Genomic DNA, 13,590 nt, shown 5'->3' on the forward strand with positions numbered 1-13,590 from the left:
TCGTGGTCGCACTCGGGGACCGACTGGTCAATGTGCTGGGGGCCAAGGCCGCCGGGAAATTGGAGGAAGCCTTCGGGCTGCAGACAGTCGGCGACCTGCTGCGACATTTCCCGCGCAAATACAGCGACGGCATGTCGGTCAGCGGCGAGGGCGAGGAACTCGAACTCAACGCCGGCGATCACGTCACCCTCGTCGACGTCATCACCGAAGCGGTGGCCAAACCGATGCGCGCCCAACCGGGTAAACGGGCGCGCAAGTATCTGCGGGTGACGCTGGGCAACCGCCGCCCCGAGGTCACCGCGACCTTCTTCAACGCCGACTACCTGATCAAGGATCTGACGGAGGGCACCCGGCTGATGATGTCGGGCGAGGTGAAGTTCTTCCGCCAGACGGTGCAGTTGGACCATCCGGCGTTCCTGGTGCTCGACTCCCCGAGTGGGCGCACCATCGGTACCAAGTCGTTGAAGTCGATCGCCGAGGCATCGGAGGGCGACGATCTGCTGGCAGCCTTCGAGCGCGAGTTCTTTCCCATCTACCCGGCGAGCGCGAAAGTGCAGAGCTGGGACGTCTACGGGTGTGTGCGCCAGGTGCTTGCCGTCCTCGACCCGGTTCCTGAGGTGTTGCCGGAAAATATTGTGCAGCAATGGGATTTGATCTCCGAGGATCGCGCGCTGCGTGCCATCCACCTGGCGGAGAACGCGATCGAACGCACGCGTGCGCAGGAGCGGCTGGCCGTGGACGAGGCCGTCGGCCTGCAGTGGGCGCTGGTGTCGCGGCGCTACAGCGAACTCGGGGAGACGGGGCCCGAGACCCCGAAGCGGGACGACGGTCTGGCCGCGGCGCTGTTGCGCCAGTTGCCGTTCGAGCTGACCGGCGGCCAGCACGAGGTGCTCGACGTGATCTCCGCCGACCTCGCCGACACCCGGCCGATGAACCGGATGCTGCAGGGTGAGGTCGGCTCCGGTAAGACCATCGTGTCGGTGCTGGCGATGCTGCAGGCGGTCGACGCGGGATTCCAGTGTGCGCTGTTGGCCCCCACCGAGGTGCTGGCCGTGCAGCACGCGCGCTCGGTGCGTTCCGTGCTCGGGCCGCTGGCCACCGCCGGCGAACTCGGCGCCCCCGAGGACGCCACCCGGGTGGCGCTGCTCACCGGGTCGATGAGCCCGCAGCAGAAGCGCGAAGTCCGCGAGGAGATCGCCTCCGGCGCCGCGGGCATCGTGATCGGCACCCATGCCCTCATCCAGGAGTCCGTCGAATTCCACCGGCTGGGCATGGTGGTCGTCGACGAGCAGCACCGGTTCGGCGTTGAGCAGCGAGACCGACTGCGGGCCAAAGCAACCGGGGGCATCACCCCGCATCTGCTGGTGATGACGGCCACGCCCATCCCGCGCACCATCGCCCTGACCGTGTTCGGGGATCTGGAGACCTCGGTGCTGCGCGAGCTGCCCAGGGGGCGTCAGCCGATCACCACCAACGCCGTGTTCACCACCGACAAACCGGCCTGGCTGGACCGGGTGTGGGCGCGCATCGTCGAGGAGGTGGCCGCCGGCCGGCAGGCCTATGTGGTGGCCTCCCGCATCGACGAGTCCGAGAATTCGGACGAACAGGGTCCGCCGCCCATCACGGTGCTGCAACTGCTGGAGTTCCTGCGCAGCGGCCCGTTGTCCACGCTGCGGCTCGGATTGATGCACGGCCGGCTCTCCGGTGACGAGAAGGACGCGGTGATGAGCGCGTTCCGGTCCGGCGAGATCGATGTGCTGGTGTGCACCACCGTCATCGAGGTCGGCGTCGACGTGCCCAACTCCACCGTCATGGTGGTGATGGACGCCGAACGGTTCGGCATCAGTCAGTTGCACCAGTTGCGGGGCCGCATCGGTCGCGGCGAACATCCCAGCCTGTGCCTGCTGGTGTCGCGGACGAAGGAGTCCACCAAGGCCGCCGACCGGTTGCGGGCGGTGGCGGGCACCCTCGACGGTTTCGCCCTGGCAGACCTGGATCTGCAGGAGCGTCGCGAGGGAGATGTGCTGGGCTACAGCCAATCCGGCAGGCGGATGACCCTGCGGTTCCTGTCCCTGGCCGACCATCAGCACATCATCGAAGCTGCCCGCGAATTCTGTCAGGCTGCCTATCAGGACAGTCCCCGCCAGCCCGGGCTGGACGTACTGGCCGCCCAATTCACCGATACCGAGCGAGTCCAGTACCTGGACATGTCGTGAGACGGCTCTGGCCACTGGCGGCCGGGGTCGTGCTGGCGGTCGTCGTCGCCGTACAGGTGCTCACCCGCGCCGACGCGGACAGCCTGGCCTATGCCGATATCCCGACCGTCGCACCGGGTGTCGACATTCTGGCCGGGATCCCGGAACTCCCGGCCCGGATCCGCGGGCACGACTACCGCCGCGCGGCCTTCGGCGACGCGTGGGACGACGGCAACGACGCCCCCGGTGGTCACAACGGCTGCGACACCCGCAACGACATCCTCAACCGCGATCTGGTCGACAAGACCTACGTGGCCATCAAGCGCTGCCCCCAGGCGGTGGCCACCGGCACCCTGCACGACCCGTACACCGATCTACCGGTGGCGTTCATGCGCGGCAACCAGATCGGCGCCGCCGTGCAGATCGACCACATCGTCCCGCTGGCTCTCGCTTGGGATCTGGGGGCGCGCTCCTGGACCGACGCTCTGCGGCTGCGTTTCGCCAACGACCCCGCCAACCTGATCGCCGTTGAGGGACAAGCCAATCAGGACAAGAGCGACGCCGAACCGGCGCGCTGGATGCCGCCCAATCACGCGTTCTGGTGTCAGTACGCGGTGCAGTTCGCCGCGGTGTTGCGCGGTTACGGGTTGCCGGTCGACATGCCTTCGGCCGCGGTGCTGCGGGATGCGGCGGCCGGCTGCCCAACGGGCTAGCGGCACGTAACCCAGGCGTTGGCGCCCAGACCGTGCCATCGAAGGCGCGAATGGACGCTATGGCGGGAACACCTGCTTGATGCTGCCGTCGGCGTTCACCTGCATGAAACCGGTACCCGGCGCAGTCGAATGGACAGCCAGTTCCAGTCCGCCATCTTCTGAGCCTTCGACGATCAGGTACACACCGCTGCCGTCGGGCGCACCGAGCTTCATGGGCGCATCGGCCAGGGTGGCGGCCACCGCGGGCACGTTGATGGCGCCGAGGTCGGCCAGCACGTCGAACGAACTCGTCGAGGTGGCCGAACCCCACTCCTGCCAGCTGTCACCCCGGTACATGTAGCTGTGTTCCACATGGGAATTCGTCGGATCGACCCGGTCCAGGACGGCGTAGGTCGGATAGACCACCATCTGGAAACCCATGGTGTCGGCGAACTTCCCGCGGATGGTCTCCAGTAGGGCTGCCAGCCCATCGGCGGTCTGCAGTTCGGCCGGGCCGGCGGGTGATGGCGATGCCGTCGGCGGGGTCGACGAATTCGTCTGCGGGGTGGTCGGTTTCGTGCTGGCGGGGGCGGATGTCCGTTTGGTGGTGGGGTCGGCGACCTGTTGACCGGGCGGTTTCCCGGAATCCCCGCCGACGATCAGGACGATGGCGACCACCGCGATGACGGCGACGATGAATAGCCCGATCGGAATGAGGATCGCCGGGCCGCGCCACCACGGCTGCGCGGACGGGGCCGTCTGCTGCCAGGTCGGAGCCTGGGCCCCCGGCCACTGCTGATGCGGTGGCGGTGTCGTCGGGTAGGGGACAGGCGTGGGCGGAGCTGGTGGCGGCCAGTGTGCCGCGGCGGTCGGCTGCTGGTGTGCGGTCGCCGCCGCAGCGGGCGCGGGCGGTCCGGATAGCGCGGCACGGGCGGCGATCGCCAGATCCCGGGTGGTGGCGTACCGATGCTCGGGGTTCTTCGCCATGCCGGTGGCGATGACCTGATCCAGCGGGGACGGGATACCGGCCCGCATCGTCGACGGACGCGGCGGCGGCAGGGTGAGGTGCCCGGCGATTTGGCGCTCCACGCTGTCGCCGGGAAACGGCTGGGATCCCGTCAGGCATTCGTGCAGCACACAAGTCAGCGCGTACACGTCGGCCCGGGCGTCGGAACTGTCGGTGGACAGCCGCTCGGGCGCCATATAGGACAAGGTGCCGATCGTCGAGCCGGTGCTGGTCAGCTTGGTGGCCCCGGCGGTGCGGGCGATGCCGAAGTCGATCAGGTAGGCGAAATCCTCGTCGGTGACCAAGATGTTCGACGGTTTGACATCGCGATGCACCAGTCCGACGCGGTGCGCGGCATTGAGTGCGGCGGCGATCTGTTCGATGATCGCGACGGCCCGTGAGGGTGAGAGCGGACCGTCTTCGAGAAGCTCATGGATGGTCTTGCCGTCGATCAGCCGCATCGTCACGTAGAGGCGGCCGTCGATCTCGCCGAAGTCGTGGATCGGGACGATGTGGGGTTCGTCGAGGCCGGCGGCCATCTGCGCCTCGCGGCGGAAACGGCGCTGATACGTGTCGTCGTCGGCGAGGTTGGCGGGCAGCACCTTCAGGGCGACCACGCGGTTCATCGCGGTGTCGTAGGCCTGCCACACTTCGCCCATCCCGCCCCGGCCCAGCACCCTGACCAGGCGGTAGCGGCCGAACGGCGTTCCTTCCACGGCCTCACCATAGTCGGCGGACCGTCGTCAGCGCGTCGAGTCGTAACCCCTGGCCATCCAGTACGCCGTGCGGTCCAGGGTGGGCAGGATGTCGGTGATGGCGATCTCGCTGGCCCAAGCCGTCACGTTTCACCATGGCGGTCGACGAACAATAGGAGCGCATCCATCGTGAGCGGGGCACCCAGGTGCCGTCGCCCGAAGCGTTGCTCCCATTGTCGACCCCGAGTGATCCGGAGGACCGACTCGCGGTGGGCGAGCAGGCCTTTCGGGACATCAACTGCCTGTCCTTCGCGCCGGACCGCGACAATCCCTACCAAGGGGCCGGCATCCTCAACTTCGTCTTCGGCGAGATCTGTCGTTCGGCGAAATGGATGAGCTGGCACTGCATTTCGCGGCGCACTACGGCTGGCCCAAGGCCTCGCACCTGAACCAGGTGATCAGCGAACAGAAACTGCGCGCTCGCGACGAATGGGCGGCCGAGAGCTGAGCTCGTGTCAGCGCCCGATCTTGGATGTCGGCGAGGGCGACGGCGTCGGAGGTTCCTCGGCGAGACCGAGACACTCGTAGGAGTTCTGTCCGGTGCACGGGACGCCGTCCACCTCCGGTAGAGGATTGGGCCCCGAGCCGAAGGTGATCTGCGGCGAGTTCGGCACGATATGAGGCATGCACACCCCGGTGAACAAGTCTTCGGCCTCACCCGCTGGACAATGGACCGGCGGTGCCGCCGCAGCAACCGGAAACGCCGCGGCGGCCGCTGTCACACCGACGGCTGTCGCCAGCGCCTGCAACGAAAAGCCCACCGTTGCAGGTAACTCCATCGGGATGGACGTCACCTGAACGGTGGGGGCCGACTACGTGCCGGTGTAGGTCGCCGGATCCGGGCGGTACCGGGTGCCGTCGTCCAGCGAGCTCAGGGCGTCCATGTGCGTGGCCGACAGTTCGAAGTCGAACACGTCGAAGTTCTCCGCGATGCGCTCCGCCGAAGACGAGCGCGGGATCACCACGTTGCCCAACTGCAGGCTCCAGCGGATCAGCACCTGGGCCGGGGTCTTGTCGTACTCGGCCGCGATGCCGGTGATCGCCGGGTTGTCCAGAAGCTTGCCCACGCCCAGCGGGCTGTAGGCCTCGGTGACGATGTTGCGATCGGCGTTGACCGCGCGCAGCGCCGCCTGATTGAGCAGTGGGTGCAGCTCGATCTGGTTGACCACCGGACTGTTGTAGGTCAGGTCGATGATCGTCGACAGCTCTTCGGCGCCGAAGTTGCAGACGCCGATGGACCTGGTCAGCTTTTCGGCGGCCTGTAGGCGCATCAAGCCGCCCCAGCTGTCGACGTACTTGCTGGTGTCCCCGCCCGGCCAGTGGATGAGATAGAGGTCCAGATAGTCGAGGCCGAGGCGTTCCAGGCTGGCCTTGGCGGCCTCCTGGCTGGACTGGAAGCCTTGATCGCCGGTGGCCAGTTTGGTGGTGACGAAGATCTCGGCCCGCGGAATCCCGGAGGCGGCGATGGCGCGTCCGACGCCCGTTTCGTTGCCGTACGCGGCGGCGGTATCGATAAGGCGCACACCGATTTCCAGTGCGGCCGAGACGGCGCGCTCGGCCTCGGAGTCGGAAAGCTCACCGACGCCGATACCCAGCGCCGGAATCGTGTTGTCATCGCTGAGCCCGACATTGGGCACCGCAGCGGCCGAGGTCATGTCACCTACCCTGTGAAATTGAACGTGCGTGGATCGGGCCCCAGTCGCGCTCCGTTGTCGAGCGTGTCGATGGATGCGACGTCCTGCTCGCTCAGTTCGAAATCGAACACGTCGAAATTACTCGCAATCCGGTCAGGGTTTACCGACTTCGGGATGACGATATTACCCAGTTGGATGTGCCATCTGATCAGCACCTGTGCCGGAGTTTTTCCGTGCGCCTGCGCGACCGTCACCACGACCGGGTCGGCGAGCAGCCCGCCCTGGCCCAGCGGGCTCCACGCTTCGGTGGCGATACCCAGCTCGGCGTGCACCTCGCGCAGCTCCTGCTGTGGCAGCCGCGGGTGCAGTTCGATCTGGTTGACGGCGGGCACGATCCCGGTGCGCTCGATGAGCGTGCGCAGGTGTTCGGGCGCGAAGTTGCTCACCCCGATGGACCGGACCCGGCCCTGTTCACGTAGATGCGCCAGGGCCTTGAACGAATCCACGAACAGGTCAGCCTCGGGGACCGGCCAATGGATGAGGTAGAGGTCCACGTAGTCGACTCCGAGGCGCTCGGCGCTGGTGTCGAACGCCGCCAGCCCCTTGTCGTAGCCCTGCTCGGCGTTCCACAGCTTGGTGACCAGGAACACGTCTTCGCGTGCTACGCCGGACCCTTTGATGGCGTGCCCAACCTCGGTTTCGTTTCCGTAGACGGCCGCGGTGTCGATGTGCCGGTAGCCCGTCGACAGGGCGGCTTCGACGGCGCGCTGCGTCTCGTCCGGCGGCGTCTGCCAGACTCCCAACCCGACGGTGGGAATCGAATTGCCGTCGTTCAGCAGGATCGTGGGTTGTGTGGGGGGAGCCATGACGCAAAGTCTGCCAGCAGATCGGGGTCCGGGGCGGGCCCGACTGCTCATCGCCGGTGCAGCCAGCCGCGCAGGGGTGCCGGTGATGGCTAGAATTTCCGACCCGTTCAAGCGGCTGCTCCTCGGTCGCCGCTCCGTCGTCGTCGTCGACGGCAACACACTGGACACGACCTTGCAGCTGATGCTCTCCGCGCAACAGCTGTCCAAGGTGGGCGGGTTGGTCGCCAGTCCGGACGTGACGGTCGCGCGGACCCAACTCGACAGCGTCGCGTCCGCGTTCGGCACCCCGATCGTCGTACCGGTTCGCGACTTCACGCTTCCCGGCCCCGGTGGCCCGCTCCCGGTCCGGCACTACCGGGCCGACGCGGGCGCACCATTGCTGGTCTTCTTCCACGGTGGCGGTTTCGCCATCGGTGGCCTGGACACCCACGACGCCCTGTGCCGCCGCCTCAGCCACGACGCCGACGTGCACGTGCTGTCCGTCGACTACCGGTTGGCGCCCGAACACAAGGCGCCCGCCGCGGCCGACGACGCGTACGCGGCCTACCGCTGGGCGCTGGAGCACGCCACCGAGCTCGGCGCCGATCCCGACCGGGTGGCCGTGGGCGGTGACAGCGCCGGCGGCAACCTCGCCGCCGTGGTCACCCAGTCCGCTCGTGCCGACGGGATACGGCAGCCGGTGCTGCAGCTCCTGCTGTACCCGATCACCGATTTCGGCAGCACCACCGTGTCCAAGACGCTGTTCGCCGACGGCTACTTCCTGCGCAAGGCCGATATGGATTGGTTCCACGAGCACTACCTCGGCGGAAGCGGCATCGACGTCGCCGATCCGCGGGTGTCCCCGGCCCGAGCGGCCGATCTGTCCGGACTCGCACCGGCACTGGTGGCCACCGGCGGCTTCGATCCGCTGCGCGACGAGGGCCGCGCCTACGCGCAGGCGCTGGCCGCGGCCGGGGTACCCGTCGACTGGCGGGAGTACGGCTCGCTGGTGCATGCGTTCGCCAATTTCTTCCCGCTCGGAGGCGGCAGCGAGGCCGCCATCGCCGACCTGACGTCGGCGCTGCGGGCGCATCTGAGCCGGACCTGAGAAGCCCGCTCAGGGACGCCGGTAAGCTGCACTCCGTGGCGAACAAACCCAAACGTCAGGCCAGTTACGACCTCAAGGCCGCCGACCGTAAGCGCAATCTGTTGATCCAGATCGGATTGGTCGCGGTCGTCGCCGTGTTCGCCTTTGCGCTGATCTTCTACATCGTGACGAACGGCGAGACGAAACCGACCTCGGGCGAGGCGAAGTCGGTCCGGGTGACGTCGAGCAAGCTGGTCACCAAGGACGGCACCTCCGAACCGAAGGCGGTGCTGTCGCTCTACGAGGACTTCCTGTGCCCGCATTGCGGCGCCTTCGAGAAGCAGTTCGGCCCGACGGTGAACAAGCTCATCGACAGCGGGGCCGTCGCCGCGGACTACTACATGGTCGCGATCCTCGACGCACCGAGTAACCAGAACTTCCCGTCGCGTGCGGGTGGCGCCGCCTACTGCGTGGCCGACGAGTCCGTCGACGCGTTCCGGCGTTTCCATGGCGCGATGTACGCGCAGCAGCCGAACGAGACCGCGCAGACCTTCCCGACGAACGAACAGATCATCGAGACGGCGCGCCAGGCCGGCGCAGCGGGCAAGGTGCCGGACTGCGTCACCAAGGGCAAGTACGTCGACCTGGTCCAGGGTCTGGCACAGGCCTCCAAGATCAACTCCACGCCGACAGTCCGGATCAACGGCGAGGACTACCAGTTCAGCACTCCCGAAGCGTTGGTCGCCAAGGTCAAGGAGATCGTCGGCGACGTGCCGGGGATGTCGTGACGACAGCCGCTTCTACCGACTCCGCCGAAGTGGAGGCGGTCGCCGACGGCGTTCGCCCCGCGAGCGCCTGGTGGGTCCTGATCGCCGGCATCGCCGGGCTGGCCGCGGCACTGACGTTGACGATCGAGAAGATCGAGATCCTGATCAACCCGGCCTATGTGCCGTCGTGCAGCATCAACCCGGTGCTGTCCTGCGGATCGGTGATGATCACCCCGCAAGCCTCGGCGTTCGGCTTCCCGAACCCGCTGATCGGCATCGTCGCGTTCAGCGTCGTCCTGGTCACCGGCGTGCTCGCGGTCGGCAGGGTCACCTTGCCGCGCTGGTACTGGATCGGACTGGCGATCGGCAGCGCCCTGGGCGTGGTGTTCATCCACTGGCTGATCTTCCAGAGCCTGTACCGGATCGGGGCGCTGTGCCCGTACTGCATGGTGGTGTGGGCCGTGACCATTCCGCTGTTCGTGGTGGCCGTGTCCATCGCGTTGCGAGCGGAGGCCGCCACCAACGGCGTCGCCCGCATCGTCTACCAATGGCGCTGGTCGCTGGTGGCGCTCTGGTTTATCTCACTTCTGCTGATGATCATGGTGAGATTCTGGAATTACTGGTCAACGCTTCTGTAACACCGGGGTTACGGCGGGAAAGTTAGGGTTCACCTCGTGATTTCCAAACTCTTGGTAGCCAACCGCGGTGAGATCGCCATTCGTGCGTTTCGGGCGGCCTACGAACTCGACATCGCCACCGTGGCGGTCTACGCCTACGAGGACCGTAATTCCCCGCACCGGTTGAAGGCCGACGAGTCCTACCAGATCGGCGAGGTCGGCCATCCGGTGCGGGCGTACCTGACGGTCGACGAGATCATCCGGGTCGCCCAGCACGCCGGGGCGGACGCGGTGTACCCGGGTTACGGCTTCCTCTCGGAGAACCCGGAACTCGCAGCGGCGTGTGCGCGCGCGGGCATCACCTTCGTAGGACCCGGTGCGCACGTGCTGGAGCTGACGGGCAACAAGTCCCGCGCGATCGACGCGGCGCGCGAGGCCGGGCTGCCCGTGCTGGCCTCGTCGGCGCCGTCGGCGTCGGTGGAGGAGCTGGTCGCGGCATCCGCGGACATGGAATTTCCCCTGTTCGTCAAGGCGGTCTCCGGCGGCGGTGGCCGCGGCATGCGCCGCGTCGTGGAACCGTCGGCGTTGGCCGAGGCCATCGAGGCGGCATCCCGGGAGGCCGAGTCGGCCTTCGGTGACCCGACTGTGTACCTCGAGCAGGCGGTACTCAACCCGCGTCACATCGAGGTGCAGATCCTGGCCGATGCCACCGGTGAGGTGATCCACCTCTTCGAGCGCGACTGCAGCGTGCAGCGCCGCCACCAGAAGGTCATCGAGCTGGCGCCCGCGCCCAACTTCAGCCAGGAGCTGCGGGACAAGATCTGTTCGGACGCAGTCGCTTTCGCACGCGGCATCGGGTACTTCTGCGCGGGCACGGTCGAATTCCTGCTCGACGAGCGCGGCCACCACGTGTTCATCGAGTGCAATCCGCGCATCCAGGTGGAGCACACGGTGACCGAGGAGATCACCGATGTGGACTTGGTGTCCTCGCAGCTGCGCATCGCGGCGGGGGAGACGCTGGCCGATCTCGGATTGCGCCAGGATTCCTTGCAGATCCGTGGCGCGGCCATGCAATGCCGGATCACCACCGAGGATCCCGCCAACGGTTTCCGGCCCGACACCGGCCGGATCACCGGTTACCGGTCCCCGGGTGGCGCGGGTATCCGTCTCGACGGTGGCACCAACCTGGGTGCCGAGATCAGCGCGCACTTCGATTCGATGCTGGTGAAGCTCACCTGCCGGGGCCGCGACTTCAGCGTGGCGGCGGCGCGGGCCAAGCGTGCGCTCGCCGAGTTCCGCATTCGCGGCGTGTCGACGAATATCCCGTTCCTGCAGGCGGTGATCGACGATCCCGATTTCCGCGAGGGCCGGGTCACCACGTCGTTCATCGACGACCGGCCTCAGCTGCTGACGGCGCACATTCCCGCCGACCGCGGCACCAAGATGCTCAACTACCTCGCCGAGGTGACGGTCAACTCACCGGATCGGGACCGCGAACGCGTCTACCCGCAGGACAAGCTGCCCGAAGTCGACCTGTCCACACCGCCCCCGAACGGCAGCAAGCAACGCCTCGTCGAGCTGGGCCCCGCCGGGTTCGCCACCTGGCTGCGCGACTCGCCGGCCGTCGGCGTCACCGACACCACCTTCCGGGATGCGCACCAGTCGTTGTTGGCGACGCGGGTCCGTACCTCCGGGCTGGTGAAGGTGGCACCCTATGTCGCACACACCATGCCGGAGCTGTTGTCCATCGAATGCTGGGGTGGGGCGACTTACGATGTGGCGCTGCGGTTCCTGAAGGAGGATCCGTGGGAGCGGCTGGCCGCGCTGCGTGAGGCGATCCCGAACATCTGTCTGCAGATGCTGCTGCGAGGGCGCAACACGGTGGGCTACACGCCGTACCCGGAGACCGTCACCAGCGCGTTCGTCGACGAGGCCACCCGCACCGGCGTGGACATCTTCCGCATCTTCGATGCGCTGAACAACGTCGATTCGATGCGGCCCGCGATCGATGCCGTGCGCGAAACCGGTTCTGCGGTGGCCGAAGTGGCGATGTCCTACACCGGTGACCTGTCGAATCCGGCCGAGACGCTCTACACCCTGGACTACTGGCTGCACCTGGCCGAGCAGATCGTCGACGCCGGGGCGCATGTGCTGGCCATCAAGGACATGGCGGGGCTGCTGCGGCCGCCCGCGGCCGCGACCCTGGTGTCGGCGCTGCGGTCACGGTTCGATCTGCCGGTGCACGTGCACACCCATGACACCCCCGGTGGGCAGCTGGCCACCTACACCGCGGCCTGGCAGGCCGGCGCGTCGGCCGTGGACGGCGCGGCTGCGCCGTTGGCGGGCACCACAAGTCAGCCCGCGCTGTCCTCGATCGTGGCGGCTGCGGCGCACACCTCCTTCGACACCGGATTGTCGCTGGATGCGGTCTGCGCCCTGGAGCCCTACTGGGAGGCGCTGCGCAGGGTCTACGCGCCGTTCGAGTCCGGCCTGCCCGCCCCGACAGGGCGGGTGTACACCCATGAGATCCCCGGCGGTCAGCTCTCGAACCTGCGGCAGCAGGCCATCGCGCTGGGACTCGGCGGCCAGTTCGAGCAGATCGAAGGGGCCTACGCCGGCGCGGACCGGGTGCTCGGGCGCCTGGTCAAGGTGACGCCGTCGTCCAAGGTGGTGGGGGATCTGGCGCTCGCGCTGGTCGGCGCCGGAGCCAGCGCCGATGACTTCGCCACGGATCCGGCCCGGTTCGACATCCCGGACTCGGTGATCGGGTTCCTGCGAGGCGAACTCGGAGACCCGCCCGGCGGATGGCCGGAACCGTTGCGCACCAAGGCCCTTGAAGGCCGTGCACCGGTCAAGCCGGAGGTCGCGCTGGCCGCGGAGGACGAGAAGGTCCTGGCCGAACCCGGCGCGTTGCGTCAGGCCACCCTGAACAGGTTGCTGTTCCCCGGACCGACCCGCGAGTTCGAGGCGCATCGCGAACTGTACGGCGACACATCGGGTTTGAGCGCCAACCAGTTCTTCTACGGCCTGCGCCACGGCGACGAGCACCGCATCCAGATCGAGAAGGGCGTCGACCTGATCGTCGGGCTGGAGGCCATCTCCGAGCCCGACGAGCGCGGTATGCGCACCGTCATGTGCATCATCAACGGGCAGCTGCGCCCGGTGCTGGTGCGCGACGAGTCGGTGGCGGCGGAAGTCCCGGCCGCGGAGAAGGCCGACAAGGCCAACCCCGAGCACGTCGCTGCACCGTTCGCCGGTGTGGTCACCGTCGGCGTCGCGGTAGGGGATGCCATCGAGGCGGGGCAGACCATCGCCACCATCGAAGCCATGAAAATGGAAGCCGCCATCACCGCGCCCAAGGCCGGGACCGTCAGCCGCGTGGCCGTCAGTGCCACCGCGCAGGTGGAGGGTGGGGACCTCCTGGTGGTGGTGGCAACCTGACTCGGATCGTTGCGGGGGCCTTTGGCGGGCGCCGGATCTCGGTGCCCGCCAAAGGGACTCGGCCCACCACCGACCGGGTCCGGGAATCGTTGTTCAACGTGCTCGCGGCTCGGGTGGATTTCGATGGCGCGGCGGTGCTCGACCTGTACGCGGGCTCCGGCGCGCTCGGCCTTGAGGCGTTGTCCCGGGGGGCCGCCTCCGCGTTGTTCGTGGAATCGGACCGTAAGGCCGCCGCGGTGATCACCGAGAACATCGCGACGTTGAAGGCCGCCGGCACCGTGCGGTGTGCGCCGGTGGCCAAGGTGCTCGCCGGCGGCGCCACCCGGCCTGCAGATCTGGTGTTCGCCGATCCGCCTTACGCGGTGGCCGCTGCCGATCTCGAGGCGGTGCTGGCCGACCTGCTGAAGCAGGGGTGGGTGACTGCAGGCGCGGTCGCCGTCGTCGAGCGGGCTGCGGGGGGGCCGGCGTTGAACTGGCCGCAGGGCTGGGAACCCTTCGATGATCGGCGTTACGGCGACACCCGCCTGGAGTTCGGCATCGCGTAACGTCAC

11 protein-coding genes and 1 pseudogene are annotated in these 13,590 nt (G+C 67.8%); 8 read left to right on the forward strand and 4 right to left on the reverse strand.

Annotated features, from left to right (window positions below):
* Window positions 1–2 precede the first annotated feature (2 nt).
* Together recG and AC1DY7_RS18950 are read left to right on the forward strand one after the other, a co-directional pair.
* Window positions 3–2,216: an ATP-dependent DNA helicase RecG gene (recG, locus tag AC1DY7_RS18945; RefSeq protein ID WP_477495232.1), complete on the forward strand. Its 2,214-nt coding sequence runs from the start codon at window positions 3–5 to the stop codon at window positions 2,214–2,216.
* The gene (locus tag AC1DY7_RS18950) at window positions 2,213–2,908 is read left to right on the forward strand and encodes an HNH endonuclease family protein (protein WP_477495233.1); all 696 of its coding nucleotides are present in this window, start codon (window positions 2,213–2,215) and stop codon (window positions 2,906–2,908) included. The genes recG and AC1DY7_RS18950 overlap by 4 nt, the downstream gene beginning before the upstream one ends.
* 57 nt (window positions 2,909–2,965) lie before the next feature.
* On the opposite strand, the gene AC1DY7_RS18955 is transcribed toward AC1DY7_RS18950, so the two are convergent.
* Complete coding sequence (locus AC1DY7_RS18955) at window positions 2,966–4,609, reverse strand: serine/threonine-protein kinase (protein ID WP_477495234.1); 1,644 nt, start codon at window positions 4,607–4,609, stop codon at window positions 2,966–2,968.
* Window positions 4,610–4,719: 110 nt separating this feature from the next.
* Between AC1DY7_RS18955 and AC1DY7_RS18960 the strand changes: the two are divergent.
* Window positions 4,720–5,096 (forward strand): annotated as a pseudogene (locus AC1DY7_RS18960) (carboxymuconolactone decarboxylase family protein); the annotation flags it as partial.
* 7 nt (window positions 5,097–5,103) lie between these two features.
* Here the strand turns inward: AC1DY7_RS18960 and AC1DY7_RS18965 are convergent.
* From AC1DY7_RS18965 to AC1DY7_RS18975, 3 genes are read right to left on the reverse strand one after another with little or no spacing between them, the layout of a single operon-like run.
* Window positions 5,104–5,427: an intersectin-EH binding protein Ibp1 gene (locus AC1DY7_RS18965; RefSeq protein WP_477495235.1), complete on the reverse strand. Its 324-nt coding sequence runs from the start codon at window positions 5,425–5,427 to the stop codon at window positions 5,104–5,106.
* A 33-nt stretch (window positions 5,428–5,460) separates the two neighbouring features.
* Window positions 5,461–6,303 (reverse strand): aldo/keto reductase, encoded by an 843-nt coding sequence (locus tag AC1DY7_RS18970; RefSeq protein WP_477495236.1) that lies wholly within the window; start codon window positions 6,301–6,303, stop codon window positions 5,461–5,463.
* Between the two features lie 5 nt (window positions 6,304–6,308).
* A complete protein-coding gene (locus AC1DY7_RS18975) occupies window positions 6,309–7,148 on the reverse strand; it encodes an aldo/keto reductase (RefSeq protein ID WP_477495237.1) in 840 nt (279 codons plus the stop codon).
* Here AC1DY7_RS18975 and AC1DY7_RS18980 point away from each other — a divergent pair.
* The 5 genes from AC1DY7_RS18980 to rsmD are packed head-to-tail and all read left to right on the forward strand — an operon-like array spanning window position 7,147 to window position 13,584.
* Window positions 7,147–8,235 carry an alpha/beta hydrolase gene (locus AC1DY7_RS18980; RefSeq protein WP_477495238.1) on the forward strand — a complete coding sequence of 363 codons (1,089 nt, stop codon included), beginning with the start codon at window positions 7,147–7,149 and terminating at the stop codon, window positions 8,233–8,235. The genes AC1DY7_RS18975 and AC1DY7_RS18980 overlap by 2 nt on opposite strands.
* Before the next feature lie 35 nt (window positions 8,236–8,270).
* Window positions 8,271–9,002, forward strand: coding sequence for a DsbA family protein (locus AC1DY7_RS18985; RefSeq protein WP_477495239.1), 732 nt, complete (start codon window positions 8,271–8,273; stop codon window positions 9,000–9,002).
* Complete coding sequence (locus AC1DY7_RS18990) at window positions 8,999–9,619, forward strand: vitamin K epoxide reductase family protein (RefSeq protein ID WP_477495240.1); 621 nt, start codon at window positions 8,999–9,001, stop codon at window positions 9,617–9,619. The genes AC1DY7_RS18985 and AC1DY7_RS18990 overlap by 4 nt, the downstream gene beginning before the upstream one ends.
* Before the next feature lie 36 nt (window positions 9,620–9,655).
* Window positions 9,656–13,039: a pyruvate carboxylase gene (locus tag AC1DY7_RS18995; RefSeq protein WP_477495241.1), complete on the forward strand. Its 3,384-nt coding sequence runs from the start codon at window positions 9,656–9,658 to the stop codon at window positions 13,037–13,039.
* Window positions 13,036–13,584, forward strand: coding sequence for a 16S rRNA (guanine(966)-N(2))-methyltransferase RsmD (gene rsmD, locus AC1DY7_RS19000; protein ID WP_477495281.1), 549 nt, complete (start codon window positions 13,036–13,038; stop codon window positions 13,582–13,584). The genes AC1DY7_RS18995 and rsmD overlap by 4 nt, the downstream gene beginning before the upstream one ends.
* Window positions 13,585–13,590: the final 6 nt, after the last annotated feature.

The organism is Mycobacterium sp. P2_H7 (assembly GCF_056403275.1).

Bases quoted from the DNA above. Each gene is read 5' to 3' on its own strand.
- AC1DY7_RS18965 (WP_477495235.1), bottom strand. From the start codon at position 5,427: ATGGAGTTACCTGCAACGGTGGGCTTTTCGTTGCAGGCGCTGGCGACA.
- AC1DY7_RS18970 (WP_477495236.1), bottom strand. From the start codon at position 6,303: ATGACCTCGGCCGCTGCGGTGCCCAATGTCGGGCTCAGCGATGACAAC.
- AC1DY7_RS18980 (WP_477495238.1), top strand. From the start codon at position 7,147: ATGACGCAAAGTCTGCCAGCAGATCGGGGTCCGGGGCGGGCCCGACTG.
- AC1DY7_RS18975 (WP_477495237.1), bottom strand. From the start codon at position 7,148: ATGGCTCCCCCCACACAACCCACGATCCTGCTGAACGACGGCAATTCG.